Annotated in this window: 22 protein-coding genes; 12 read left to right on the top strand and 10 right to left on the bottom strand. The window is 71.1% G+C overall.

Features of this window, described 5'->3' with window-relative positions; genetic code table 11:
* Positions 1 to 52: 52 nt before the first annotated feature.
* The 8 genes from NS184_RS07310 to sucC all read right to left on the bottom strand — a co-directional run bounded on the left by NS184_RS07310 (position 53) and on the right by sucC (position 10,997).
* Positions 53 to 1,861 carry an ABC transporter ATP-binding protein gene (locus NS184_RS07310; protein WP_058725471.1) on the bottom strand — a complete coding sequence of 603 codons (1,809 nt, stop codon included), beginning with the start codon at positions 1,859 to 1,861 and terminating at the stop codon, positions 53 to 55.
* 122 nt (positions 1,862 to 1,983) lie between these two features.
* Positions 1,984 to 3,822, bottom strand: coding sequence for an ABC transporter ATP-binding protein (locus tag NS184_RS07305; RefSeq protein WP_058725457.1), 1,839 nt, complete (start codon positions 3,820 to 3,822; stop codon positions 1,984 to 1,986).
* Positions 3,823 to 4,178: 356 nt separating this feature from the next.
* Complete coding sequence (locus NS184_RS18275; protein ID WP_193750419.1) at positions 4,179 to 4,364, bottom strand: hypothetical protein; 186 nt, start codon at positions 4,362 to 4,364, stop codon at positions 4,179 to 4,181.
* Positions 4,365 to 4,509: 145 nt separating this feature from the next.
* Complete coding sequence (gene purH / locus NS184_RS07300; protein ID WP_058725456.1) at positions 4,510 to 6,138, bottom strand: bifunctional phosphoribosylaminoimidazolecarboxamide formyltransferase/IMP cyclohydrolase; 1,629 nt, start codon at positions 6,136 to 6,138, stop codon at positions 4,510 to 4,512.
* Positions 6,135 to 6,728, bottom strand: coding sequence for a phosphoribosylglycinamide formyltransferase (gene purN / locus NS184_RS07295; protein WP_058725455.1), 594 nt, complete (start codon positions 6,726 to 6,728; stop codon positions 6,135 to 6,137). The genes purH and purN overlap by 4 nt, the downstream gene beginning before the upstream one ends.
* 31 nt (positions 6,729 to 6,759) lie before the next feature.
* On the bottom strand, positions 6,760 to 8,814 hold the full coding sequence (locus NS184_RS07290) for a cell division protein PerM (protein WP_058725454.1): 2,055 nt from the start codon (positions 8,812 to 8,814) through the stop codon (positions 6,760 to 6,762).
* A gap of 104 nt (positions 8,815 to 8,918) precedes the next feature.
* Positions 8,919 to 9,812 carry a succinate--CoA ligase subunit alpha gene (gene sucD / locus NS184_RS07285; RefSeq protein WP_058725453.1) on the bottom strand — a complete coding sequence of 298 codons (894 nt, stop codon included), beginning with the start codon at positions 9,810 to 9,812 and terminating at the stop codon, positions 8,919 to 8,921.
* A gap of 15 nt (positions 9,813 to 9,827) precedes the next feature.
* Positions 9,828 to 10,997 carry an ADP-forming succinate--CoA ligase subunit beta gene (gene sucC, locus NS184_RS07280; protein WP_058725452.1) on the bottom strand — a complete coding sequence of 390 codons (1,170 nt, stop codon included), beginning with the start codon at positions 10,995 to 10,997 and terminating at the stop codon, positions 9,828 to 9,830.
* 260 nt (positions 10,998 to 11,257) lie between these two features.
* Here sucC and NS184_RS07275 point away from each other — a divergent pair, with 260 nt between their 5' ends.
* The 5 genes from NS184_RS07275 (at position 11,258) to NS184_RS07255 (ending at position 15,291) form a co-directional block, all read left to right on the top strand.
* Positions 11,258 to 12,889 carry a RecQ family ATP-dependent DNA helicase gene (locus NS184_RS07275; RefSeq protein WP_058725451.1) on the top strand — a complete coding sequence of 544 codons (1,632 nt, stop codon included), beginning with the start codon at positions 11,258 to 11,260 and terminating at the stop codon, positions 12,887 to 12,889.
* A 286-nt stretch (positions 12,890 to 13,175) separates the two neighbouring features.
* On the top strand, positions 13,176 to 13,628 hold the full coding sequence (locus tag NS184_RS07270) for an ester cyclase (RefSeq protein ID WP_058725450.1): 453 nt from the start codon (positions 13,176 to 13,178) through the stop codon (positions 13,626 to 13,628).
* A gap of 65 nt (positions 13,629 to 13,693) precedes the next feature.
* Entirely contained in the window at positions 13,694 to 13,987 is a 294-nt protein-coding gene (locus NS184_RS07265) for a hypothetical protein (RefSeq protein WP_058725449.1), read from the top strand.
* 25 nt (positions 13,988 to 14,012) lie between these two features.
* Positions 14,013 to 14,420 (top strand): hypothetical protein, encoded by a 408-nt coding sequence (locus tag NS184_RS07260; protein ID WP_152998105.1) that lies wholly within the window; start codon positions 14,013 to 14,015, stop codon positions 14,418 to 14,420.
* A 70-nt stretch (positions 14,421 to 14,490) separates the two neighbouring features.
* Complete coding sequence (locus NS184_RS07255) at positions 14,491 to 15,291, top strand: oxygenase MpaB family protein (protein WP_193750418.1); 801 nt, start codon at positions 14,491 to 14,493, stop codon at positions 15,289 to 15,291.
* 106 nt (positions 15,292 to 15,397) lie between these two features.
* Here the strand turns inward: NS184_RS07255 and NS184_RS07250 are convergent, their stop codons facing one another.
* Positions 15,398 to 15,907, bottom strand: coding sequence for an FHA domain-containing protein (locus NS184_RS07250; protein WP_058725446.1), 510 nt, complete (start codon positions 15,905 to 15,907; stop codon positions 15,398 to 15,400).
* Positions 15,908 to 16,026: 119 nt separating this feature from the next.
* On the opposite strand from NS184_RS07250, the gene NS184_RS07245 reads away from it, so the two are divergent.
* From NS184_RS07245 to NS184_RS07220, 6 genes are all read left to right on the top strand, one after another.
* Positions 16,027 to 16,320: a WXG100 family type VII secretion target gene (locus NS184_RS07245; protein WP_058725445.1), complete on the top strand. Its 294-nt coding sequence runs from the start codon at positions 16,027 to 16,029 to the stop codon at positions 16,318 to 16,320.
* Between the two features lie 84 nt (positions 16,321 to 16,404).
* Complete coding sequence (locus tag NS184_RS07240; RefSeq protein WP_152998104.1) at positions 16,405 to 16,722, top strand: hypothetical protein; 318 nt, start codon at positions 16,405 to 16,407, stop codon at positions 16,720 to 16,722.
* Positions 16,719 to 17,927, top strand: coding sequence for a putative T7SS-secreted protein (locus tag NS184_RS07235; protein WP_345969007.1), 1,209 nt, complete (start codon positions 16,719 to 16,721; stop codon positions 17,925 to 17,927). Before NS184_RS07240 ends, NS184_RS07235 begins: the two co-directional genes overlap by 4 nt.
* Positions 17,876 to 18,574 (top strand): hypothetical protein, encoded by a 699-nt coding sequence (locus NS184_RS07230; RefSeq protein WP_058725442.1) that lies wholly within the window; start codon positions 17,876 to 17,878, stop codon positions 18,572 to 18,574. The genes NS184_RS07235 and NS184_RS07230 overlap by 52 nt, the downstream gene beginning before the upstream one ends.
* Entirely contained in the window at positions 18,568 to 19,161 is a 594-nt protein-coding gene (locus tag NS184_RS17760; RefSeq protein WP_152998103.1) for a hypothetical protein, read from the top strand. Before NS184_RS07230 ends, NS184_RS17760 begins: the two co-directional genes overlap by 7 nt.
* A 9-nt stretch (positions 19,162 to 19,170) precedes the next feature.
* On the top strand, positions 19,171 to 19,713 hold the full coding sequence (locus NS184_RS07220; protein WP_152998102.1) for a hypothetical protein: 543 nt from the start codon (positions 19,171 to 19,173) through the stop codon (positions 19,711 to 19,713).
* Between the two features lie 941 nt (positions 19,714 to 20,654).
* Here the strand turns inward: NS184_RS07220 and NS184_RS07210 are convergent.
* Positions 20,655 to 21,278, bottom strand: coding sequence for a hypothetical protein (locus NS184_RS07210; protein WP_152998101.1), 624 nt, complete (start codon positions 21,276 to 21,278; stop codon positions 20,655 to 20,657).
* A 234-nt stretch (positions 21,279 to 21,512) separates the two neighbouring features.
* Between NS184_RS07210 and NS184_RS07205 the strand changes: the two genes are divergently transcribed.
* The gene (locus tag NS184_RS07205) at positions 21,513 to 25,886 is read left to right on the top strand and encodes an FtsK/SpoIIIE domain-containing protein (protein WP_083513526.1); all 4,374 of its coding nucleotides are present in this window, start codon (positions 21,513 to 21,515) and stop codon (positions 25,884 to 25,886) included.
* Positions 25,887 to 25,904 lie beyond the last annotated feature (18 nt).

The following is a 25,904-nucleotide window of genomic DNA, read 5'->3' as shown; positions in this document are numbered from 1 at the left end:
CGCGCGGATGCACGGTTCGACGTCGGATTCGTGGTCCAACGCCCGCGTGGACCTACACGAGCGAGTCGCGCCAGGCCGCGTGGAGCTGGGCGAACCGACCGGTTCCGGCGATGAGGTCGTCCGGCGTGCCGTCCTCCACGATGCGACCGTGCTCCATGACGAGCACGCGGTGCGCGATCGCGACGGTCGACAGGCGGTGCGCGATGATCACGGCCGTGCGGTCGGCGAGGAGGGTCTCGAGGCCCTCCTGCACGAGCCGCTCGGACGGGATGTCGAGCGACGCCGTCGCCTCGTCGAGGATGAGCACCTTCGGGTCGGCGAGGAACGCCCGCGCGAACGAGAGCAGCTGGCGCTGCCCCGCACTCACACGACCGCCGCGCTTGTTCACGTCGGTGTCGTACCCGTCCGGCAGCGCCATGATGAACTCGTGCGCGCCGACCGCCTTGGCCGCACGCTCGATCTCCTCCCGGGAGGCCCCGGGCTTCCCGAGCGCGATGTTGTCCGCGACCGAACCGGAGAACAGGTAGGCCTCCTGCGTGACCATGACGATCGCGCGGCGCATGTCCTTCGTGTCGAGCTCCCGCAGGTCCACGCCGTCGAGCTGCACGGACCCCTGCGACGGGTCGTAGAAGCGCGCCATGAGCTTGGCGAGCGTCGACTTCCCCGCACCGGTCGACCCGACGAGCGCGATGGTCTGCCCCGCCGGGATGTGCAGGTCGAACGCCGGGAGCACGACCTTGTCCGCGTTGTACGCGAACACGACGTCGTCGAAGTCCATCTTCCCGCTGGCGTCGGCGAGGCGGGTGGGCTTCACCGGGTCCGGCACGCTCGGACGCTCCTCGAGCACGCCGGAGATCTTCTCCATCGCGGCCGAGGCCGACTGGTACCCGTTGTAGAACATCGCGAGTTCCTGCGCCGGGTCGAAGAACCGCTTGGCGTAGAGCGCGACCGCGAGCAGCGCACCGACCTCGAGCGACCCGCCGACGATCCGGAAGCCGCCCACGATGACGACCGCGGCGAGCGTGGCGTTGCCGATGAGCACGAGCACCGGGTCGAAGGTCCCGAACAGGTTGAACACCTTCGTGTTCGCCACCCGGTAGTCCTCGACGTAGCCGCCGTACTCGTCTCGGTTGCGGGACTCCTTGCGGAACGCCTGCACCGCCCGGATGCCCGTCATCGTCTCGACGAAGTGCACGATCACCCGGGCCGACGCGACACGGGTGGCCCGGAAGAGCGTCTGCGAGTTCGACTGGAACCAGCGGATCAGGAACCACAGCGGCACGAGCGACACCGCGAGCACCAGCCCGGACGTCGGGTCGAGCGCGACGAGGGCGATCGCCGTGAACACCATGTAGAGCACGCCCTGGATGAGCTGGTTCAGCCCGGAGTCGAGCAGCTCGCGGATGGAGTCGAGGTCGCTCGTCTGCCGGGAGATGATCCGACCCGACGTGTACGTCTCGTGGAACTCGAGCGACAACCGCTGCGTGTGCAGGAACACCCGCTTGCGGAGGTCGAACAGGATCGCCTGACTGATCCGGGCTGCCAGCACCGTGTACCAGGCCGTCAGGACCGCACCGGCGATCGCCACGACGATGTACGTCGCGACGACACCGAACGCCGGTACCCAGTCGTTCCGGTCGAGCACCGCCGGCAGGGCGTTGTCGATGCCCCACGCGATGAGCGCCGGGCCCGCGACCGTGCCCGCCGTGGAGACCACGACGACGACGGCGAGGAGCACGAGCCGCGCCTTGAGCGGAGCCGCGAGCGACCCGAGCAGGGCGAGGGAGCGACGCCGCAGGCGCTTGCTCTCCGCCTTGGTGAAGTCGTCGCGCTCCTCGCCGCGGACGCCGAGCGTGGTGATCGACGCGGTGATCGGAGCCGCCGACTGCGCGGCGGCCTGCTCGTCCACGGCCTCCTGTGGCGCGGACGCCGCGCCGGACGGCTGTGCTGCCGTCTCGACGGGCAGTTGCTGTTCCTGCTGGCTCATGCCATCGCCTCCTCTCGTGCGGTGGCGTCGTCCTCGTCGAGCGAGGAGATGACGTAGCGGTAGTGGTCGTTGGTGGCCATCAGCTCCGAGTGGGTGCCGACGGCGGTGACGACGCCGTTCTCCATGAGGGCGACGCGGTCCGCGAGCGTCACCGTCGACGGACGGTGCGCCACGATGAGCGACGTGGTCTCGGCGAGGACGCGGCGCAGGCCCGCCTCGACCCGGGCCTCGGTGTCGACGTCGAGCGCCGACAGCGGGTCGTCGAGCACGAGGACCGACGGACGGGCGGCGATCGCACGGGCGAGCGCCAGACGCTGCCGCTGCCCGCCGGAGAGCGACAGCCCCTCTTCCCCGACCCGTGTGTCGACGCCGTCGGGCAGGTCGTCCACGAAGGACGCCTGTGCGATGTCGAGCGCCTCGCGCATGACGGCCTCGGCCTCGTCGCCGGAGAGGTCCGGCCGTCCGAGCAGCACGTTGTCGCGCACCGACGTCGAGAACAGCGTGGCGTCCTCGAAGGCGACGCCGACGTGTCGCCGGAGCTCCTCGCGCGTGAGGTCGCGGATGTCGACGCCGTCGATCGTCACCGAGCCCCCGGTGACGTCGTAGAGCCGCGGCACGAGCGAGAGCAGCGTGGTCTTGCCGCAGCCGGTGAGCCCGACGAGCGCCATGGTCTCGCCCGGCCGGAGCTGCAGCTCGACGCCGTTGATGAGGTCGGGGTACTGCGGCGCGGAGTCCTGGTAGCGGAAGTGCACCGCGTTGAAGGACAGCGCGCCGTGTGGCTCCGCGATCGTCTTCGGGTTCGCGGGGTCGGTGATCGTGTTCTCGGAGTCCATGACCTCGAAGAAGCGGTCGACCGCCGTGCGGGTGTCGAACGTCATCGAGAGCAGGAAGCCGATCGACTCGATCGGGAACCGGAGCACCGTCGCGGTCGCGAAGAACGCGAAGAGCTGCCCGACCGTGAGCTGCCCCTGCGACGCCAGGAAGATCCCGGCGAGGAGGCACAGCGCGAACGCCACGTCCGGCACCAGCAGCAGCCAGAGCCAGATGCTCGCGACGGCCTTCGCCTTCTCGATCTCCGTGCCGCGGAGGGCCTCCGCCTGCTCGCTGAACTCGTCGAGCTTGTACCGCCCGCGGCCGAACGCCTTGAGGACGCGGATCCCGTGCACCGACTGCTCGACGCTCGTGGCGAGGTCACCGACCTGGTCCTGGCTGCGACGGGCCACCACCGAGTACTTGCGCTCGAACAGCAGGCCGTTGATCCAGAGCGGGATCGACGCGACGAGGAACACCAGGCCGAGCAGCCACCCGAAGGTGAACAACACGACGAAGCCGACCACGATCGTCACGATGTTGACGACGAGCAGGACGACACCGAACGCGAGCCACCGTCGGATGAGCGACAGGTCGGACACCGACCGGGAGAGCAGCTGGCCGGACTCCCATCGGTCGTGGAATGCGACCGGCAGGTCCTGCAGCTTCGCGTAGAGCGCGTTCCGCATGCTCGTCTCGATCCGGGTGGAGGGACGCATGACGAGCCGACGGCGTGAGGCGATGAAGAAGGCCTCGAGCACGCCGAGCGCGAGGACCCCGAGGCCGGCGGGCCAGATCTGTGCGGCGTCCTTGGAGGACAGCGGCCCGTCGACGAGCCACTGCAGGACGTACGGGATCGCGAGCGCGACCAGCGAGGCGCCCATGGCGGCGAGCATGCCACCGATGAGGCGCCGCTGGTGCGGCTTCACGTAGGGGTAGATGCGCGCGATTGCGCGCAGGGTGGACGGGCGCTGTGTCGAGGGGCGGTGAGTGGACGGGCGCGCCTGGTCTGGCGTCTTGGACATGGGGTCTGCGTCCTCGTGCGTCGTGCCGGTCCCCCGGGTCGGTCGCTGCTGTCGCAGCAGCCGGCCTGGAGGCACGGTGTTGCGTTGCGTGGTGGTCGTCGGCCGAGCGGGCGGTCGCGTCACGGGCCGACCCCGCCTGGTCGGGCGGGTCCGGTGTCGCGTCGTGTCCGCTCGTCGCCGCTGGTCGTGCGGCGGCGGTTCGGTCGGAGTGCACCGGGGACGTGGTCGTCCCCGGGTTCAGGCGTGGGCTCGCGCGGGCCCGTGCTCGTCGTCGCCGGTGGTCGTCCGGCGGCTCGTCGCGTGCTCGTCGTCGCCGGTCGTGACCGGTGGCTCGTCGCTGGCTGTGGGAAGCAGCCCTACGCGGACAGCGGTGCCGTGACGGCGGGCGTACCCGGGAACGGGTACGGCGCGACGGCCGCGGGTGCGACCCGCGGTCGTGCGTCGGGAGCGGTCCCCACGACGCGCACGATGTCCGCACGGGCTGCCATGGCCGTGGTTCCGGTCGTCGTGTGCATCGTCACTCCAGTCGTCGTCTTCGTCACCGTTGTGTCCCGCGGTGCCGCCGACCGCTCTGCAGTGTCCTGCTGGGTCGTCGGCGTGCCTGTCGCGGAGCCTTACAGACTATTCACAGTCGAACGTGGCGCGCAAGCGTTTTCCGTGTTTGCCGAACGCTCCGGGTTGATGGACTCAGTGGAAGAAGTGCCGCTCGCCCGTGAGGTACATCGTGACGCCGGCTGCCTTCGCGGCGGCGATGACCTCGTCGTCGCGGACGCTGCCGCCGGGCTGGGCGACCGCGCGGACCCCGGCGTCGAGCAGCACCTGCAGGCCGTCGGCGAAGGGGAAGAACGCGTCGGACGCCGCGACCGACCCGGCGGCGCGCTCACCGGCACGGCTGACCGCGAGGTGGCACGAGTCGACCCGGTTGACCTGGCCCATGCCGACACCGACGCTCGCGCCGGCGTTCGCCAGCAGGATCGCGTTCGACTTCACCGCACGGCACGCCTTCCACGCGAACGCGAGGTCGGCGAGGGTCTGCTCGTCCGCGGGCTCGCCCGACACGAGGGTCCACGTCGACTGGTCGAAGCCGTCGAAGCGGTCGGCGTCCTGCACGAGGAAGCCGCCGGAGACCTGCTTGACCTCCTGCGGGGCGAGTGCGAAGTCGGCGGGCAGCTGCACGAGGCGGATGTTCTTCTTGCGGGAGAGGACCTCGAGTGCCTCGGGGTCGAACGCCGGGGCGACGACGACCTCGGTGAAGATGTCGGCGACGGTCTCGGCCATCCCGAGCGTCACCGGGCGGTTGGCCGCGATGACGCCGCCGAACGCGGACAGCGGGTCGCAGGCGTGTGCCGCGGCGTGGGCGGACGCGATCGGGTCGGACGCGTCCGTCGGGGCGACCGCGATGCCGCAGGGGTTCGCGTGCTTGATGATCGCGACGGCCGGCTCGGTGAAGTCGTAGGCGGCGCGGACGGCCGCGTCGGCGTCGACGTAGTTGTTGTACGACATCTCCTTGCCGTGCAGCTGCGTCGCCTGGGCGATGCCGGTGCCGTGCTCGGAGCGGTAGAGCGCCGCGCGCTGGTGCGCGTTCTCGCCGTAGCGGAGGGTGCTGGCCAGCCCCGCGTCGACCGTGAGGTGCTCCGGGAAGTCCGCACGGGCCTCCCGGTCGTCGCCGTCGGTCTTCGCGGACGCGATGACGTCCGTCGCGAAGTAGGAGGCCACCGCCGTGTCGTAGGCCGCGGTGTGCGCGAACGCCTGCGCCGCCAGGCGCTTCCGGAGCTCGAGCGTCGTGCCACCGGCACGGACGGCCTCGACGACCTCGGCGTAGGACGACGGCGAGACGACGATCGCGACGTTCGGGTGGTTCTTCGCCGACGCGCGGACCATCGCCGGGCCGCCGATGTCGACGTTCTCGACCACGGTGGCGGTGTCCGCACCGGACGCGACCGTCTCGACGAACGGGTAGAGGTTCACGACCACGAGCTGGAAGGCCTCGATGCCGAGCTCGGCGAGCTGCTGCTCGTGCGACTCCAGGCGGAGGTCGGCGAGGAGCCCAGCGTGCACGGAGGGGTGCAGGGTCTTCACGCGGCCGTCGAGCGACTCCGGGAAGCCCGTCACGCTCGCGACGTCGGTGACGGCGAACCCAGCGTCACGGATCGTCTGCGCGGTCGATCCCGTCGAGACGATCTCGACGCCGGACTCGGCGAGCGCGCCGGCCAGCTCGAGCAGGCCGGACTTGTCGGAGACCGAGATGAGCGCGCGGCGCACGGGCACCACGTCTCGGTCGCGGTACAGGCTGGGGTCGGCGGCGTGCACGCTCATGCGTTCGAGGGGCCCTTCAGGTCGGTCGTGCCGTTGGCGATGTCGAGGACGGTCTGGATGAGCAGGCGACGCTCGACCGGCTTGATGCGGTCGTGCAGCGTCGACTCCGAGTCGCCCGGCAGCACCGGGACGCGCTCCTGCGCGAGGATCGGCCCGGAGTCGACGCCGTCGTCGACCGCGATGACGCTCGCGCCGGTCTCGGTGACACCGGCGGCGAGTGCGTCCCGCACGCCGTGGGCGCCGGGGAACTCAGGCAGGTACGCGGGGTGGGTGTTGATGATCATCGGGGAGAACTCCGCGACGACGGCCGGCGGCAGCAGGCGCATCAGGCCCGAGAGCACGAGCAGATCGGGTGTCCACGGACGGATCTGTTCGGCGAGCGCAGCGCCCCACTCCGCACGGCTCGCGTACCGGGAGTACGGGACCGTGAAGGTCGGGATCGAGAACTCCTCGCCGAGCCCGAGGCCCTCGGCGTCACGGTCGGCCCCGATCGCGACGACGCGGGCGGGGTACTCGGCGTCCGTGGTCGCCTCGAGCAGCGCCCGCAGGTTTGACCCGGTACCGGAGATCAGGACGACCAGTTCGAGCACGGGGTCCAGCCTACCGGGGCGCTCGGGCGTGCTACTCCGTCGACTTCGGCTTGCGCCACCACGGCAGCTCGTCCTCGGGGATCTGGTCGGTGTGGTCCCAGTCCGGGCGGGAGGAGGTGCCGTCGGCGCGCCGGGTGCTGTGCGGAGCGCGTCCGGGTTCGGTGCGGTCGGCCCGGGTGGCGTCGTGCGGAGTGGCGTCGGCCGGGCTGGCGTCGTCGACCGCTTCCGTGTCGTCGTGGTGTCCGGCGACGAACTCCTCCGTGCTCCACGGGAACGCGGGCTGCTGCTCGGTGCCCGGGGCGGTCGGCAGGGGCGTGGGCGCCTCGTCGACGCGCTCGCCGCCGATCCGGTCGCGGACCGCTGCCGCGCGGTCCCGGACACCGCCGCGCACCCCGTCAGCTGCGCTGCGCAGGCGGTCCCGCACACTGCCCAGGGCGGCACGGGTCGGGTGTCCGCGCTCGTCGTCGGAGGTGCGATCGACGCGGTCGGACGCGACGACGTCGGTGCGCGCCCACTCGGGGAGCTCGACGTCCTCGTCGGGTGCGTGGGCGTCCGGCATCGGGGAGCTGTCCGGTTCCTCGGCGGCGCGCCGGGTGATCGGCTCGGTGACCGCGCCGGTGGCGGTCCCGGTGTCCGAGGTCGCGGGCACTGCCGTGCCGGTGGTGGTCCCGGTGTCCGGTCTGTCCGGCACTGCCGCGCCGGTGGTGCGCGTGGCGTGCGGGTCGTGGACCTCCTCGACGACGAAGCGGTGGACACCCGTGGTCCGCCCCGCCCCCGCCCGGTCGAGCGCGTCGAGCAGCGACCCCTCAGCGCCCACTGCGTCGGCGTCGTCCTGGTCGACCTCGGTCCAGCGCTCGCGGCGCTCCGGGAGTCGGACCAGGTCGCTGCCGACGGCGAGCGCGACGACGGCCGGTACCCCGACCTCGAGCGCCGCGAACGCCCCGACGACGAGCGCGTGCGGCCCGACGTCGGCGAGCCGTCCCGGCCCGAGCGACCCCGACGACACCCACGCGACGGCACCGGTGAGCACGCCGGCCACGAGCCCGGTCGCGACACCGCCGAGCGCCCGGTACAGCGCGGAGTCGGCGCTGCCGAGGGCCCGGACGAGCCGGGGGCGCAGGAGTCCGGCGACCGCGAACCCGGCGACGACGGGCACGAGCACCCAGACCAGCCCGAAGGTGTGCCCGGACGCCGGCAGCGCGCCGAACACGGGGATGCCCGGGATGGGGCCGAGGGCCGTCTGGATCGGGGAGACGCTCGACCCCGTACCGATCGCGAACCCGGGTCCGACGAGCCAGGCGGTGGCCCACCCGACGAGGTCCGGCAGGAACGCGAGCTGCCCGACCGTCAGGGCGATGCCGCCCACGACCCCGGCGTGCGACCGTTCGTACAGGGTGATGACCTCGGCGAAGGACGTGAAGAGCAGGACCGTCACCACGAGTCCGGCGACGGCGACGACCGCGGCCGTCGCGGCGGTGCCGGCTCGGAGGCCGAAGCCGGCGATCGCTCGCCAGGTGGCGGGGACCCGCTCCACGAGGTCGATCGCCCGCTGCGACACTGCGTCCGCCGGGAGCATCCGGCGCACGCGGCACACCTCGGAGGCGACGAAGGCCGGGATCCCGAACCAGAGCGCCGGGAACACGACCGCCTGCCAGACACTCGGGTCCGTCGCGGCGGAGGTCGACGACAGCGCGATCGCGAGACCGAGCAGGGCGACGACCGCGGTGCCGACGAGCACGCCCGTGGTCCGGTGGGCGGTCTCGGCGAAGCGGCGACCGGCACGGGCCCCGAGCCAGGCGGTGACGATCGCGAACCCGAGCGCGGCGAGCGTGACGTGCATCGGCGCAGAAGCTCCGCTCACGCCGGACGCCTTCGCGGCCGCTGCGCCGAGCAGGAAGGTGACGTCGACCCCGTGTCCGACGAGCCAGACGCTGCCGCTCGCCTTCCAGAACACGTCCCAGTCGACCTGCAGCCCGTACTCGAACCCCCAGAGCAGGGTGAGCGGCACGAGTGCGATCCCGACGCCGACACCGACCGTCACGATCCCCTCGATCGCGGCGAGCACGGCGGTTCCCAGGCGGTTCATCCGGGCCAGGGTACGTGCCGCGGGGCACGAACGACGGGAGGCGCGGCGCGAACCCGCACCGTGCCTCCCGTCCGTCTGTCCGGACGCGAAGTCCGACGACGCCGCTACGCCTTGGCGGCGGCGACCATCTCGCGCAGGAGCGCGGCCGTCTCGGACGGCGTCTTGCCGACCTTGACGCCGGCCGCCTCGAGCGCCTGCTTCTTCGCCTCGGCCGTCCCCGCGGAGCCGGACACGATCGCACCCGCGTGCCCCATGGTCTTGCCCTCCGGTGCGGTGAAGCCGGCCACGTAGCCGACGACGGGCTTCGTGACGTGCGCCTTGATGTAGTCGGCCGCACGCTCCTCGGCGTCACCACCGATCTCGCCGATCATCACGATCGCCTCGGTCTCGGGGTCGGCCTCGAACGCGGCGAGCGCGTCGATGTGCGTCGTGCCGATGACCGGGTCGCCGCCGATGCCGATGGCGGTCGAGAAGCCGAGGTCACGCAGCTCGTACATCATCTGGTAGGTCAGCGTGCCGGACTTCGAGACGAGGCCGATCGGGCCCTTGCCGGTGATCGTCGCCGGCGTGATGCCGACGAGGGACTCACCCGGAGTGATGATGCCGGGGCAGTTCGGGCCGATGATGCGGGTCTTCCCGCCGAGTGCCTTGGCGTGCGCCCAGAACTCCGCGGAGTCCTGCACGGGGATGCCCTCGGTGATGACGACGACGAGCGGGACCTCGGCGTCGATGGCCTCCATCACGGCGTCCTTCGCGAACGCCGGCGGGACGAAGACGATCGAGACGTCGGCGCCGGTGGTGTCGACGGCTTCGCGGACGGAGCCGAAGACGGGGAGTTCGACGTCGCCGTGCGTGACGGTCGTGCCGGCCTTGCGGGCGTTCACGCCGCCGACGACCTGGGTACCGGCCTTGAGCATGAGCGCGGTGTGCTTGGTGCCCTCACCGCCGGTGATGCCCTGGACGATGACCTTGGAGTCCTTGTTGAGGAAGATCGACATTGTTCTGCAGGCTCCTTACGCCGCGGCCGCGGCGAGCTCGGCGGCCTTCTCGGCCGCATCGTCCATGGTCGCGGCGACGGTGACGAGCGGGTGCGCCGCCTCCGCCAGGATCCGACGACCCTCTTCCACGTTGTTGCCGTCGAGGCGCACGACGAGCGGCTTGGTGGCCGAGTCGCCGAGGATCCCGAGCGCGGCGACGATGCCGTTCGCGACGGCGTCGCACGCGGTGATGCCGCCGAAGACGTTCACGAAGACGCTCTTGACCTGCTCGTCGCCGAGGATGACGTCGAGTCCGTTGGCCATGACCTCGGCCGAGGCGCCGCCGCCGATGTCGAGGAAGTTCGCGGGCTTCACGCCGCCGTGGCGCTCACCGGCGTAGGCGACGACGTCGAGCGTCGACATGACGAGTCCGGCGCCGTTGCCGATGACCCCGACCTCGCCGTCGAGCTTGACGTAGTTGAGGCCGTGCTGCTTCGCCTTGGCCTCGAGCGGGTCCTCGCTGGCGGTGTCCTCGAGCTCCTTGTGCTGCTCGTGGCGGAAGTCGGCGTTCTCGTCGAGCGAGACCTTGCCGTCGAGGGCGAGGATCTGCCCGTCGCCGGTGCGGACGAGCGGGTTGACCTCGACCAGGGTGGCGTCCTCGCCGGCGAAGACGTCGTAGAGCTTCACGAAGACGTCCGCGACCTGGTCCTGGAGCTCGGCGGGGAAGTTCGCCTGCCGCGCGATCGCGAGCGCGGCCTCCTTGTCGATGCCGGTCAGCGGGTTCACCTCGACACGGGCGAGGGCCTCGGGCTTCTCGACCGCGAGCTGCTCGATCTCCATGCCGCCCTCGACGCTGACGAGGCTCAGGTACGAGCGGTTCGCCCGGTCGAGCAGCACCGAGAAGTAGAACTCCTCGGCGATGTCGGCGCCCTGGGCGATCATCACGCGCTGGACGGTGTGGCCCTTGATGTCGAGGCCGAGGATCGCCTTCGCGTGCTCGTGGGCCTCGTCCGGGGTCTTCGCGACCTTGACGCCGCCGGCCTTGCCGCGACCGCCGACCTTCACCTGCGCCTTGACGACGACCACGCCGCCGATCTTCTCGGCCGCTGCCTTCGCCTCCTCGGGGGTGTCGGCGATGATCCCCTGCAGGACGGGGACGCCGTAGGACTCGAAGAGGTCCCTGGCCTGGTACTCGAAAAGATCCACGCTGTTCTTCTTCCCGCACGTTCCGTGCGATCGGCATCGGTCACCTGGTTGCCACACTCCACATCGAGGGTCGCTCGATGTCGAGACAACGGCCGCCGGTCAGCCTAGCGCCGGCAGGTGGACGCGCGGTGCGCGCCGGAGCCGTCGCGCGGGACGCGCGGTGCGCGATCGGCCTGGAGGCACGGGTCGCCTCCGCAGGGCGCCATCCACAGGGCGCACCGCCGGACAGGCGCCCAGGGGCAGCGGACCATGGTGATCGGGTGCACGACGAACTCCGAACCCGCGCCGCCGACGTCTTCGGCTGGGACCTGCGCGACGCGCAGGCCACCGTGATCGACGCGGTGCTCCGAGGTCGCGACGCCCTCGCCCTGATGCCGACCGGCTCGGGGAAGTCCGCGATCTACCAGGTTGCCGGCCTCGCCCTGGACGGCCTGGTGATCGTGGTCTCGCCGCTGGTGTCGCTCCAGCAGGACCAGGTCGTCGGGCTGCGGGCACACCCGGACGCGCCGCCCGGCGTGGCGATCAACGCGACCGCCTCTCCCTCCGACGTCGCCGACGCGTGGGACGCCATCGCCGCCGGGGACGTCCGCTACGTGTTCCTCGCCCCGGAGCAGCTCGCCAAGGACGAGGTCGTCGAACGCCTCGCCGACGCCGGCGTCGCGCTCCTGACCGTCGACGAGGCGCACTGCGTGTCGTCGTGGGGGCACGACTTCCGGCCCGCGTACCTCGCACTCGGCGAGGCTGCCGAGCGCCTCGGGCGTCCTCCGGTGCTCGCCCTCACCGCCACCGGTTCGGCACCGGTCCGCGACGACATCACCGCGCGCCTCGGCATGCGGGACCCGGTCGTCCTCGCGGCGGGGTTCGACCGCCCGGGCATCCGGATCGAGGTCGAGCGGTACGCCGACGCCGACGACAAGCGCGCCGCCGTCGTCGAGCAGGCCGCGGCGGCGACCGGGACCGGCATCGTCTACGTCGCCACCCGGCGCGAGACCGACGAGTACGCCGACGCCCTCCGTGCCCGCGGCAAGGACGCCCGGCCGTACCACGCCGGCATGCGGGTACGGGACCGGGAGGCCGTGCTGCAGGCGTTCCACGACGGGGAGCTCGACGTGGTCGTGGCGACGAGCGCGTTCGGCATGGGCATCGACAAGCCCGACGTCCGCTTCGTCCTGCACGCCGACGTCGCCGAGTCCGTCGACGCCCACTACCAGGAGATCGGTCGCGCCGGGCGCGACGGCCAGCCGGCCACGGCGACGCTGCACTACCGGTCCGAGGACCTCGGGCTCCGCCGGTTCTTCGCCTCGGGTACGCCGAAGCCCGCCTCGCTCCGCGCCGTGTTCGACGCCGTGCCCGCGACCGGGGCGGTCCCCCGCTCGGCCCTCGCGGACGCCTCGGGGCTGTCGTCGCGCACGGCTGCCCGCGCCGCGAACACCCTCGTCGAGGCGGGCGCGCTCGACGACGGACCCGACGGCCTCTCACGGGTCGACGGCGGGCCCACGACCGCGGCAGCGGCGGCGAAGACGGCCTCGGAGCGGGCCGACCAGCGCCAGGAGGTCGAGCAGTCCCGCATCGCGATGATGCGCCGGTTCGCGGAGACCCTCGGCTGCCGACGGCAGTTCCTCCTCGGCTACTTCGGCGACGAGCTCGCCGAGCCGTGCGGCAACTGCGACACCTGCACGTCGGGCACCGCGTACGAGGACGCCGCGCACGGTGTGGACGGGGCACACGACGACACCTGGCCGCCCGAGTCGATCGTCGAGCACGCCGAGTGGGGGCGCGGCACCGTGATGAGCACCGAGGACGACCGCGTGACGGTGTTCTTCGACGCCGCCGGCTACCGGACGCTCTCGCTGGCCGACGTCGAGGGGCGGCACCTGCTCGAGCGCGTCTGACCTCGGCGCTGCACGCCGGGCAGACGGTACGTCGGCGGTCCCACGGGGGAAGGCGCGGTCGCTCGACCACCCGTCGGCGACCGCGCTCCACTCCCCCGAGCACGCCAGAGCATGCACCGACGTCGTGTCGCGGAGGTGGCCATCGGGTGAACGCGACCCGAACCCGGGTCGCTCCCCGTGCCTCCAGGCCGGTCCGGTGCGCGCAGCGGACACCCGTCCCCCGGACCGTCCTGTTCCTCCGACCCCCGACGCGTACGCAGGAAGACTACGACGAGAGGAACACCACATGAGCACCGACGCCAACCAGGCCGCGCAGGAGCGCCTCGGCGGCATCATCCAGGACCGCGCCTTCGACCGCTTCGGCGAGGTCTGGGCCGAGGACGTCGTCGACCACGACCCGGCGCCGGGCCAGGCCCCCGGGCTCGCCGGCATCGTCGACTTCTGGCAGGACTTCACGACGGCCTTCCCGGACCTCGAGCTCACCCCGGACCCGCTGGTCGTCACGGACGACTTCGTCACCGCGGTGTTCACGATCCGCGGCACCCACACCGGGCCGTTCCAGGGACACGAGCCGACCGGGAAGTCGTTCGAGGTCCGCGGCATCCAGGTCGCGAAGTTCCGCGACGGCAAGATCGTCGAGCGCTGGGGTGCGACCGACGAGCAGGGTCTTGCGCAGCAGCTCGGGCTCGACGGCGCGTCGGGCGACGACCACGGCGACGTCCGCTTCGTGTCCGCGTAGGCGTCCGCTTCGTGTCCGCCGAGCCGCGGCGCGTAGACAGGACACCCACGAACGAGAGGAACCCCATGAGCGACCCCGGCACCACCCCGAACGACGGCCCCGACACGGAGGGCTTCCGTGACGACGACGTGGACACCGAGCACACCGGCCCGCACGAGGTCGATGACCGCGAGGAAGCACTCGAGACCGTGACGAACGACGCGGTCGGCGGCGAGACCGTCGAGCCGCAGCCCGGCGACGGGACCGCGTCCGGCCCGACCGGCGGCGCCGAGCGCGAAGAGGCCCCGGACCTGTGGGAGCACGACGGCGACGAGGACCACCCCGACCTCGGGAACGACCTCGGCACCAAGCCGCTCTGACACCGGCGCTGACTAGCATCGGGGCGTGATCTCCCGACTCCAGCAGCGCCTGCGCCGCCAACCCGGCGCAGCACGGCTGGTGTCGGTGGCCGGCCTGCTGTTGATCGCGGCTGCGGCCACACTCGGCGTCCGCTCCGGCGTGACCGCCTGCGGGCCGCAGACGTCCGGGCCCGCCTGCACGGCCGGCAACGCCGGCTGGATCGTGCTGCTCGCCGCCGGCGTCCTCGCCGCGATCGTCGCGGGCTCGGGCGTGCTGTGGCCGCTCCCCGCGATCTGGACGGTCGCGGCACTGCTCTCCGCCGCACGCGGCGACGTCGGCAGCACGGCCTTCGTCGTCGCGGCGACCGCCGTCGGCGTCGTTGCGCTCGGCGCGGCAATCTGGATCGACGTCTCGCCTCGTGCACGGCAGCGGCGGGCACGACGTGACCGCTGAGCGGTCGACGGGCGCCGGGCGCTCGACGGGCGCTGGGCGGTCGACGCGCGCTCCGCGGACGGGAGGCGCAGTGCACGACCCGCACCGTGCCTCCCGTCCGGCGTCTGGTCGCGACCGTGCGTTCCGCCACCTGCTCGCGGACAGCACGCCGGTCGCGGCCGGCGGTCGCGCCATCCTGCTGCAGATCGCGGACCCCGTGGTCGCGGCGGGCGTCCGCCGCCACTCCGACTTCGCGCGGAGGCCGCAGCAGCGGCTCGCGCACACCCTGTCGTTCGTCTTCGCGGTGGTGTCGGGCACCCCGGAGGACGCGGCGATCGCGGCCTCCTTCGTGGACCGCGCGCACGTGCCCGTCGCCGGTGCCGACGATGTGGACCGGCAGCTCTGGGTCGCCGCGACCCTGTTCGATTCGGCGCGGCGGGCACACGCGGCGTTCGGGTCGGACGTGTTCGCCGCACGGGCCGAGGAGGTCCTGCAGGCGTACGCGCCGATCGGGACCGCGCTCCGGGTGCCGCCGTCGCGCTGGCCGGGGTCCGTGGCCGCGTTCGACCGCTACTGGGCGGAGACGCTCGACCAGCTGATCGTCACCGAGGACGCCCGCGGTGTCGTGCGGGACCTCCTGCATCCGCGGTTCGCGCCGTGGTGGGTGCGGGTGGCGATGCCGCTCGTCCGGATCGTGACCGTGGGCATGCTGCCGGATCGCCTGCGTTCGGACTACGGCTTCGCGTGGGGGCCTCGGGAGCAGCGGCGGTACGAGCGGGCCGTGCGGGTCCTCCGCACCGTTCGTGGGCTGGTGCCCGGGTGGCTCCTGCGGCTGCCGGGCCCGCTGCTGGTGCGGGCGATGCGGCGGGCTGCCGAGCGTCACGGGCGCTGAGGGGCTGCGCTGGCGCGGTCCCGCCGCTCGTCGGCCGGCCTCGCCGGTCCGCAGGCCGGCGTCAGCCGGGCCTGCCTCCGCCGGGCCTGCGTCCGCCGGGTCGGCGTCAGCCGGCGAGCACCCGGACCGCGTAGTCGCCGACCATGACCACGTCGCCGGGGCGTGCCACCACCTGAGCGCCGCCGACGCTCGGCTCCTGCGCGCCGGAGGCCCGGACCACCACTGTGCCGTTGGCCGACCCGAGGTCCTCGACCACGAGGCCGCCGTCACCCGTCGGACGGATCGCCGCGTGCTCGCGCGAGACCGAGCGGCCGGGATCGTCGAGCAGCACCGCCCGCCGGCCAGGGGCGGTGGCAACCTTGCGACCGAGGACCATCGGCTGGTCCAGCGGGACGACGTTGCCCGGCGCGACCTCGAGGACCAGCCTCGGCACCACCCCGATCGTCGGCAGCGGCGGCTCGGTGTGCACCACCGCGTCGGGCTCGTGGTCGGACACCGGAGCGGTCGGGAGGACCCACGCGCGGGAGAGGTGTCCGGCCTGCCGGTCGCGTTCGACCTCGGCGTGCGTGACGACCGGTCGTTCCGGCGTCCCTTCGTCCTTCCGGCGTCGTGCCACGGTGTACCCCTCGTTCTGGTTCTTGTCCCCAACTGCTGCGAGATGCAACGGAATCCAGTATCGTCGAGTCGGCCGGGGGGCTCCCGGTACATCAAATACCGCATCGGGAGGGTATGCACATGGCAAACGTCAACGTCACCTACGACGATCTCCGCAACCAGGCTTCGCAGCTCCGCAACGGCCAGAAGGCCATCGAGGACCAGCTGAGCCAGCTCAAGAGCCAGATCGACAACCTCGTGTCCTCGGGCTACGTCACCGACAAGTCGTCGAAGGCGTTCGACGCGACGTACTCGGAGTTCAACTCCGGCGCGACGCAGACGATCCAGGCGATCGACGGCATGGCCGGCTTCCTCGAGAGCGCCGCGAACACGCTCGAGTCCACGGACGAGCAGCTCGCGTCGAGCATCGGCTAGTCAGGCGCTGCACGACGGTGGCCGGCGCTCTCGGGTGCCGGCCACCGCTCTCGCCGCAGGGGCGGCGAAGCATGCAGCACGAGCGTGAACCGGGGGAAGAAGAAAACAGTGGCAGGCGGAACACTGCGCTACCAAGGCGCGAAGATGGAGTCGCTCTGGAGCGACCTCAGTGCGGTGAAGCACGAATTCGACAACGCGGATCAGCATTCGGGAGACGCAGCCGATGCAGTCGGCCATGCCGAGCTCGCCAGGCGGATCCGGTCCTTCTCCTCGGGGTGGGACAGCCACCGCCGTGAACTCAGCGAGTCGATCGAGAAGCTCGCCAAGTTGGCGCTCAACATCGACAACGCGTTCGACGACTCGGAGGCCGAACTCGTGAAGTCCATCGCGGGTGAGAAGTGAGTGCGCTCGTAGCGGGTCCGTCCGGCGACCCGAGCGCGGTTCAGGCCATGGCGCGCCAGTACCACCAGGTGGCCTCGGCGATCAGCGGTGCTGCGAGCACGTTGCGACGACTCGACGGATCCGGCTCGGAGAGCAAGGCGGTCACGGCCTTCCTCAAGAAGGCCGGGGATCTCGCCGACAAGCTCGGCCGTGCCGAAGGTCGTTACTCCGGCACGGGCGACGCGCTGGACGAGTACGCAGGAGCGCTTTCGGCCGCGATCGACGAGGCGTCAGCTGCCAGCCGCTTGCACGATCAGAGCGAGACCGAGGCCCAGTCCTCCACCCGATCGCAGGATCGATACCAGGAACTCGCCAACTCCTCCGCCGACCCGGATCAGCAGCAGGAGTACCAGACGCTTTCGGACACGCAGCGCGGCCGAGCGGAGAGTGCCCGGGCGGATGCTGCGCGCGCGGCGAGCCAGATGCAATCCGCGGTCGAGGGACTCCAGACCGCGGCCCAACGCGCGATCGCGAAGATCGACGACAGCGTTGATGACGGCCTGGACGACAGCGCCTGGGACAACTTCAAGCAGTGGATGAAGGACAACGACGAGTGGATCTCAGTGGTCCTCAAGGTCGTCCAGTTCGCAGGAACGGTCCTCGCGATCGCGGCGCTCCTCTTCCCGCTCACCTCTTGGCTCGGGGCAGCTGCGCTGATCCTCATGGCGGCAGCGACGGTCGGCGACACCGCGAAGGCGGCCGCCGGAACCGGCTCCTGGGCGGATGTCGGACTCGACCTCGTGGGTCTCGCAACGTTCGGCGCGGGGAAGCTCGCCGTGTCCGCTGGACGAGCCGCGACAGCCGAGGTCGGTATGTCGCGGGTGGGGGGTCTGGTTCGCGGCGGTGACGACGTCGCCAACGCAGTCGTCCGGGTGAACCGCAGTTTCGACCGCGTCGCAGCTGAGGGGATCCGGCCCTGGTACCGCTTCGCGGCAGCGGGCGATGAGGACATCGCCCAGATGGCGCAGTGGATTGCCCGCTCGCGCGTCGGTGCAGCCGGACAGAGTGTCGAGGCAGTCGAGCGGTTGCAGTTCTGGATCCGCACCGGCACGGGTCTCGGATGGACCGGCATGGGTCTCGACGGCGCAGGCTGGCTCAAGGACTACGTACCGGCATGGAACTCGCTGGCACGGAGGACCACCTTGCCGATCGGCGCCTCGTGGTAATCGCCGCACAGGACATATCGTCGTACGCGATGGCCGTACCTGCGGGCTGGGTCCACATCCCGATCGGCGACCGGGCAAGCATGCTCGGCGTCATCAGTTCGGTCGTCGAGGACACTGCCGACAACTCCTGGAGAGCGTCGATCGGCTCCCTCTTCGACACCGCCCTCGCGAGTGATCCGAACGGCCGCTTACTCGACACGTTCATGACACAGGGCCCCCTGCCAGGGACTGCGATCGCCGCCAGCATCACGGTCGCGCGCGTCGAGGTCGTGCCGTCCGACGACCACGGCGTGGAGGAACTGCTCCTCGCGCGACTCACGAGGGACGGAGCCCGAGTTCGGTCGATCGGCGGCTCTGTCGGCGTCGTGAGCACGACGCTCGGGGAGTCGGAACGAGCGGTCGAGGACAGCGCCGAGGTGCTGGCGCGGGAGACAGCACTTCTGCAGGTGCCGGGGCAGGATGCATTCGTGCTCGCCCTGGTCTTAAACGTCGTGGCCGACACCAGTGGTGATCGTCCGGGAGCCGAGTCCGAGCGCAACGTCGTCCATGCTTTGTCGGATCTGTTCGACGCGATGCTCGGCACGTTCCGATGGGTCGATCACACCGGAGCCGTTGTCCCTCCCGCGGAGGCACGCGAAGCATGGTGAGCCAGGTCGCCAGCGGCGTGATGATCGGGGACGTCGGCAGCGAATGGATCATTCCTCCTGGTAAAGCATCGTTCGGCACCGCCCACGAGCTCCACGAGTGGGCTGCCTCGACAGCGCGAGAGCGTACCGCCGGGCGACCACAGGCAGCGGAGTGGCTGGCCATGTCCCTCGCAGTCATCGCAGCGTCGACACCGGACTCGGAGCTTCGCGCCCTTTACCTCCCCTCCCTGACAGCCGATCTCGCCATCGTCCGGGTCCTGGCTGTCGAACGAGACCGTGCCCCCGCTGATCTTGCCGAAGTCGTCGGCGCAACCGACCCGGCCGCCGTCGAACCACCAGTGCTCGAGGATTTCGAGACCGCGGCGCTCGGTTCGGGCGTCCGTTCGGTCCGGTTCCTCGTCGCAGCGGAAGACCGGACACTCACCGGGGTCGTGACGTACGCCTTCGACGTCGCCGGGATCGTGGTCCGAGTGTCGTACGCGGACACCGATCTGACCCGACTCACCGAACTCGCCGATCCCGTCGACCGTTTCGTGTCCGCGCTCAGGCTGCAATACGGTGGTCCAGCGGCCGTCGTACCGAAATGAAGGAGCCCGATGCACATTTCAGCCCCGGGAACGGCGGAAGCATGGCTGCCGATCCCCAATGATCTGGGCGGTCTGACGACGAAGAAGATCATGAAGTGGGCGCAGCCGACGGTTCGTGACCTCCTTCCAGGACGCCTCTTCAGCCCACACCCGAAGCAGATGTTCTTGCAGACGCTGCTCGGATCTGTCGCTCAGATCTCGTCGCCCGTCGAGCAGTACTTCGTGCATCTCGCCGAACTCCCGGATGAAGTCCTCATGGTCCGAGTGCGATGGGCCGAGGCAGGTCCAAGCCTCGACGAACGACTCGAGGAGTTCGTCGGCCCAGGAGACAGCCAGGATGTGACGGTCGGGGCTCCGGAGCCATCGACCATCGCACCTGGGGTCGAAGGGCTCCGAGCGCCACTCGAACGGCGCGGCAGCTCGGCAGGGTGGGTCGCGTCCTTCCCCGTGGGAGACCTCGCAGTGCAGCTCCGAGTCGAAGTCCCGCCCGAGTACCTCGAAGACCTGCAGCCCGACATCGAGAACCTGGCCCAGGCGCTTCGCGCAGCATGACCCGAGCAGGGCGATGGAAGGCGTTCTTCCGAGACGCGATGATCATTGCGGTGATCGGAGTCGGTGTGTCGTTGCTCCCCGGCAAGTACGATCTCGGCCCATGGGCCGGCGCAACCGCTTGGACAGTCCGGTACGTCGAGTGGGCGGTGACGTTGTGCATCGCGATTCTCGTCGGCAGCCGTCATCTCAGACGACGGTCTCGGCAGCCCGGTCGGCGGATGCGCTGAGGGAGGGGAAGGTATAACGCGATGGAACCGCGGATCCGCTCTTCCCTCGACCGCCTCATGTCTTCCTCGACGATCGCGGAATCGCCCGGGCAACCGAGAACGGAGCGCGCGTGACGGGACTCGAACTCGATCACGTCGATGGTCAGACAAGGTCGCAGATCCACTCGCAGACAGTCGTGCTCGAGATGATCCGGATCGATCACGATGGCCACGACTTGGCGGTCGTGCCGTCGTCATTCGGGCTCGCGTAGGACATCTCCATGCGTTGGGTCAGACCGCTCGCCGCGGCGTTGCTCGGGCAACGACGCTGGCCGGGAGCCACCGAAAGGTCGGACGCGGATCAGTTCGCGCTCGGGCTGGTGCTCACTCCGGACTCCCAATGACGACAATGACGACAATGACGACAACCGCACCACCAAGGAAGCCGTGACACGACGACGTCCCCTCACACCCGTACGCCGCTGGGCCGCATTCGCCCGCGACACGGTGATCGTGCTCGCGATCGGTGTCGGCGTCTCACTCCTCCCAGGAGGCAAGTACGACACGGGCAACTGGGACGGACCGACCGCGTGGCTCATCCGATACCTCGTGTGGGCATTCGCACTGGTCGTCGGCGTCAACGTCGGGAGCCGCCACCTGCGGTCATCCCGTCGATCGCTTGGCGGACGATGAGGACCCGTCGGGACAGATGTCCAGACGCTGCGCGGTGCGGTGTCACCCCATCGGGAAGATGACCCCGAACACGATGACGACCGCGATGATCGCCAACAAACACCCCGCGAAGATGAGCGCGAAGAGCTTCACGATGGACCGCTCCCAGTAACGGGTGGCACCCGGTACGAGTTGCTCGATCTTCTTCCCCTTGCTCGGTAACCGCGTCCGAGCACGAAGCACGCCGCTGATCTCGCGGATCCTCGGCGTGGTCCAGTTCCAGGAGTCGATCCTGATCCGACGACGCCTGCGGCCACCATGGACGATGAAGAGGATCTCGTTGGCGGGCCAGTTGTCGAACGCCGAGCGAAGGCAGCGAAGGTCCTCGTCCCGCGGGAGGAGTCGGCGCCGGACGATTCCTCGGAACTCGACCGAATCGTCGGTGATCCGGATCGTCGCGACCCTGCGGTGCCACATGACGAGCACGATCGACGGCCAGACCATGACCGTGTAGAGCGCCGCGAAAGCAGCCCAGACGAACGCTGTCTCACGAGCGCCGGGAAAGAGCACGACGATCCCGCCGATCACCGAGCAGAGCGCTGTCGGCCCCAGACCTCCGAAGATGATCCGCCACCTGGACAGTTGCACCGGACTGAACTCGAGGATCTCGGGTGGGGCGTCGTGCACAGCACGAAGGATAGTGACCTGGCTCCTCCAGACCGCCACCGCGCGAGTGGGTGAGCCGACCATCTCCCCTGCACCGCGCCTCCAGTCCGCCCGCCCGTCCACAAGCCGAACGCAACCCGGCCTGCACGACGCGGGAACCTGCGAGAATCGACCCATGAGCGGCAGCACGACGCTGCGGGGGGCCTCGACGGGGTGCTCCGCGACGACCAGGACCCACCACGTGGCAGGTGCCGCGTGCGCCTGACGTTCACCGCGACCCACCTGCCGACCGACGCCACCGCCGACTTCGTGGTGGAGTGCGACGAGGACACCGTCCTCGGCGAGGTCGTCGAGATCGTCGCGCGCCGGTTCGGGCTGAGCGCCGAGTCCATCGTCGAGGTGGCGGTCGACGCGGTACCGACGACGCCGCACGCCCGCCTCGGCGACGGTGTCCTGCTCGAAGGTGCCCGGCTGACGTTCGGCGCGCCCGCACCGGTCCTGCCCCTCCCGGCCGACCTGCCCAGCGTCCGCATCGTCGGCGGCCCGGGTGCCGGCACCGTCGTGGTGCTCGACGCGGGGATCGCGCACGTCGGGTCGGCGCCGGACGCGACGGTGCACCTGCCGGACCGGACGGCACCGGAGTACGCGGCGGTCCTGCGGCTCGACCTCAACCGCCGCTTCACGATCATCCCGACGAAGGGCTCGCGCGTCCTCGTCGACGGCGCGGAGGTCGACGTCGAGACCCCGGTCGAACCGGGTGTCGTCGTCGCGATCGGCGACACGCTCCTGGCCGTCGCGGTTCCCGATGCCGACCGCGCTGCGATCACGCTGACGCCGGGCGGCGGGACCCTCGACTACACGCGACCGCCGCGCCTGCTGCCGGAGGAGACCCCGACGGTCTTCAAGCTGCCGGCGGCACCGGGGCAGCAGTCGCGTCGATCGATCCCGATCATCGCGGCGCTGGCGCCGCTCGGCATGGCGGCCGTGATGATCTCGATCTTCCACAACGTCGCCTACCTGGCCTTCGGCCTCATGTCGCCGATCATCATGTTCGGCAACGCCTGGTGGGACCGCCGGAACGGCAAGAAGACGCACCGGCAGCGGGTGGCCGAGTACGAGGAGACGAAGAGGGCGGTCGAGGCGGACGCCCTGGAGGCAGTGGCTCGGTACCAACGCGAGTCCCGTACCAGCGCGCCCGACCCGGCGACGGTGCTCGACATCGCCCTGCGGCGTCGCGCCCGGCTGTGGGAGCGTCGGCGGACCGACCCCGACTACCTGACGCTGCGCGTCGGGACCGCGGACGTACCGTCCGGTGTGGTGCTCGAGGACCCCGCGGCGCTCGAGCACCGTCGGGCGGTGGACAAGCTGGCCGAGGACGTCCCCGTGGTCGTCGACCTCGCCGAGAGCGGTGTCGTCGGTGTCGCCGGGCGCGAGGAGCACACGAAGCACCTCACGTCGTGGCTCGTCGCGCAGCTCGCCGTGCTGCAGAGCCCCCGGGACACACAGTTCGTCGTGTTGACCGACGCGCAGTCTTCGGCCGAATGGGCGTGGCTCCGCTGGGTTCCGCAGGCCCGCCCGGGCTTCGGGCAGGACGCCGTCATCGCGATCGGCAACGACGCCGAGACGCTCGGCGCTCGCGTGGCGGAACTGGGGCAGGTGATCGACTCGCGGCAGCGCACGCTGCGGGAGTCCGGCGCGCGGGTCGTCGCCGGTCCCGACGTGGTCGTGGTGCTGGACGGTGCCCGACGACTCCGCGCCCTGCCTGGGCTCATCCGGATCCTCAAGGAAGGTCCGGCGGTCGGTGTGCGGGCGATCTGCATCGAGGAAGAGGCCCGGCTGCTGCCCGAGGAGTGCTCGGTCGTCGTGACGGTGGGTCCCGAGCGCATTCGGGTGGCCGCCCAGCGGCAGGCGACGATCACCGACGTCCGTCCCGACCGGGTGCCGGACGGCTGGCTCGAGTCGGTCGCCCGGGCGATCGCGCCGATGGTCGACGCCGACGACGAGAGCGATGCCGGCGGGCTCCCGACGTCCTCGCGCCTGCTCGACGTCATGCTGCTCGAACCCCCGACGGCGAGAGCGATCACCGGCAAGTGGGGCGTCCGGCCCCGCACGACCGAGGTCGTCATCGGCGAGAGCCTGGACGGGCCGTTCGCGTTCGACCTGCGCAGGGACGGCCCGCACGGGCTCGTCGCCGGCACGACCGGCTCGGGCAAGTCCGAGCTCCTGCAGACGATCGTCGCCTCGCTCGCGGCCACGAACACGCCGGAGGGGATGAACTTCGTCCTCATCGACTACAAGGGTGGTGCTGCCTTCCGTGACTTCGCACCGCTCCCGCACACGGTCGGGATGGTCACCGACCTCGACACGCACCTCGTCGAGCGCGCGCTCGAGTCGCTCGGGGCCGAGCTGCGCCGCCGCGAGCACCTGCTCGCCGAAGCCGCCGCGAAGGACATCGAGGACTACGTCGAGCGCCTCGGCCGGGGCGAGCCGTTGCCCCCGATGCCGAGGCTGCTCATCGTCATCGACGAGTTCGCCAGCCTGGTGCGGGAGCTCCCGGACTTCGTCACCGGTCTCGTGAACATCGCCCAGCGCGGGCGCTCGCTCGGCATCCACCTCATCCTCGCCACGCAGCGCCCGACGGGCGTGGTGTCGAACGACATCCGAGCGAACACGAACCTGCGGATCGCGCTGCGCGTGACGGACTCGAGCGAGAGCACCGACGTCATCGACGCCGGTGACGCCGCGCAGATCCAGAAGAGCACACCCGGCCGTGGGTACATCCGTCTCGGTGCTGGAGCCCTGCTGCCGTTCCAGTCCGGGCGGGTCGGCGGCCGCCGTCCCGGCACGACGTCGAACCGGCGACGCGCGGTGTGGGCAGGCTCGGTGTCCTGGTCCTCGCTCGGCACCCCGCCGCCCGCTCCGCCGAAGTCCGAGGACCGTTCCGACGACGACCGGACGGACCTCCAAGACCTCGTCGCCGCGGTGGCGGGGGCTGCGGAGACCCTCGGCGGCCCGGAGCCGTACCGTCCGTGGCTCGACGCGCTGCCGGAGTCCCTGCTCTTCACCGACGTGAACGACTCCGCGTGGGAGCTCGACGACCCCTCGACGACCTCGGCGCGCGTGAACCCGCTGCCGTTCGCCCTCCAGGACTTCCCGGGCGAACAAGCACAGCGTGTCCGGAGCCTCGACCTCGACGCCGACGGTCACCTCTACGTCGTCGGTGCACCGCGCAGCGGACGGTCCCAGGTGCTCCGGACGATCGCTGCGGCCGTCGCCCGCAACACCTCGGCGGCGGACGTGCACGTGTACGCCCTCGACTGCGGCAACGGTGCGCTCCTGCCGATCCAGGCGTTGCCGCACGCCGGCGCGGTCGTCCAGCGCGTGCAGACCGAGCGGGCGCAACGCCTCCTCGCCAAGCTGACGCAGGAGCTCGCGCGCCGCCAGCAGGTCCTCGCCGACGGCGGGTTCGCGAGCATCGTCGAGCAGCGCGCCGCGGCGGTCGCTCCGGCCGACCGTCTGCCGCACATCGTGTTCATGCTCGACCGGTGGGAGGGGTTCGTCGGGTCGCTCGGCGAACTCGACCACGGCGCACCGACCGACCAGGTCATGACGATGCTCCGCGAGGGCGCCAGCGTCGGCATCCACCTGGTCGTGACCGGCGACCGGCAACTCCTGTCGAGCCGGATGGCCACCCTGGTGGAGGACAAGCTCGTGCTGCGTCTGTCCGACCGGGGCGACTACGGCCTCGCGGCACTGAACCCGCGGAAGCTGCCGGAGCAGATCCCGGACGGTCGGGGCTTCACCTCGGAGACCGCCGTCGAGACGCAGATCGCCCTGCTCGCCGCCGCCGGGACGGGTCAGGCGCAGGCCGCCGCCATCACGGCACTGGCGACCTTCGCGACCGGGCGGGACGCAAGCGTCGAGCGCTCCCGTCGACCGTTCCGGGTCGACCAGCTCAGCGGCCCCGTGCCGTTCGACCGTGCGTGGGAGATGCGGACCGACGACGCCGACCTCTTCGGGCTCGTGGGCATCGGTGGCGACGACCTCGCCGCGATCGGCCCGGACCTCGCGCGGGCCGGTTCGTTCGCGATCGGCGGTCCGGCGAAGTCGGGCCGCAGCTCGGTGCTCCTGTCGATCACCCGGTCGGTCCTGCGCTCCGGCGGCCAGGTCGTCCTCGTCACGCCGAGGCAGTCGCCGCTGCGCTCGCTCGCGTCCGAGCCGGGCGTGCTCGCCGCACACGAGGGCGCCGACCTCACGGACGACCTCCTCGCGCCGTGGTTCGACGACCAGCCCGGCCGACGCGTGCTCGTCATCGACGACGCCGAACTCGTCAAGGACGCACCGGCGAAGACGTGGCTGCAGGGTTTCGTGAAGCGCGCGGCGGACAGCGGTCAGGCGATCGTCGCAGCGGGGCTGACCGCCGAGTTCGGCGTCGGGTTCACGGGCTGGCAGGTCGACATGAAGCGAGCACGTTCGGGCGCGCTCCTCAGCCCGCAGGCGATCACCGAGGGCGACCTGCTCGGCATGCGCCTGCCACGGAGCTCCGTGGTCGACCGGGTCCAGCCGGGGTCGGCGATCGTGCACCTCGGAGACGGTGAACTCGTCTCGGTGCAGGTCCCCGTGCCGTGACCGAGCCGTTCTCGTGGC

Source organism: Curtobacterium luteum (assembly GCF_001475545.1).
GTDB lineage: Bacteria > Actinomycetota > Actinomycetes > Actinomycetales > Microbacteriaceae > Curtobacterium > Curtobacterium luteum_A.
This window is presented reverse-complemented; position numbering and strand designations above follow the sequence as displayed.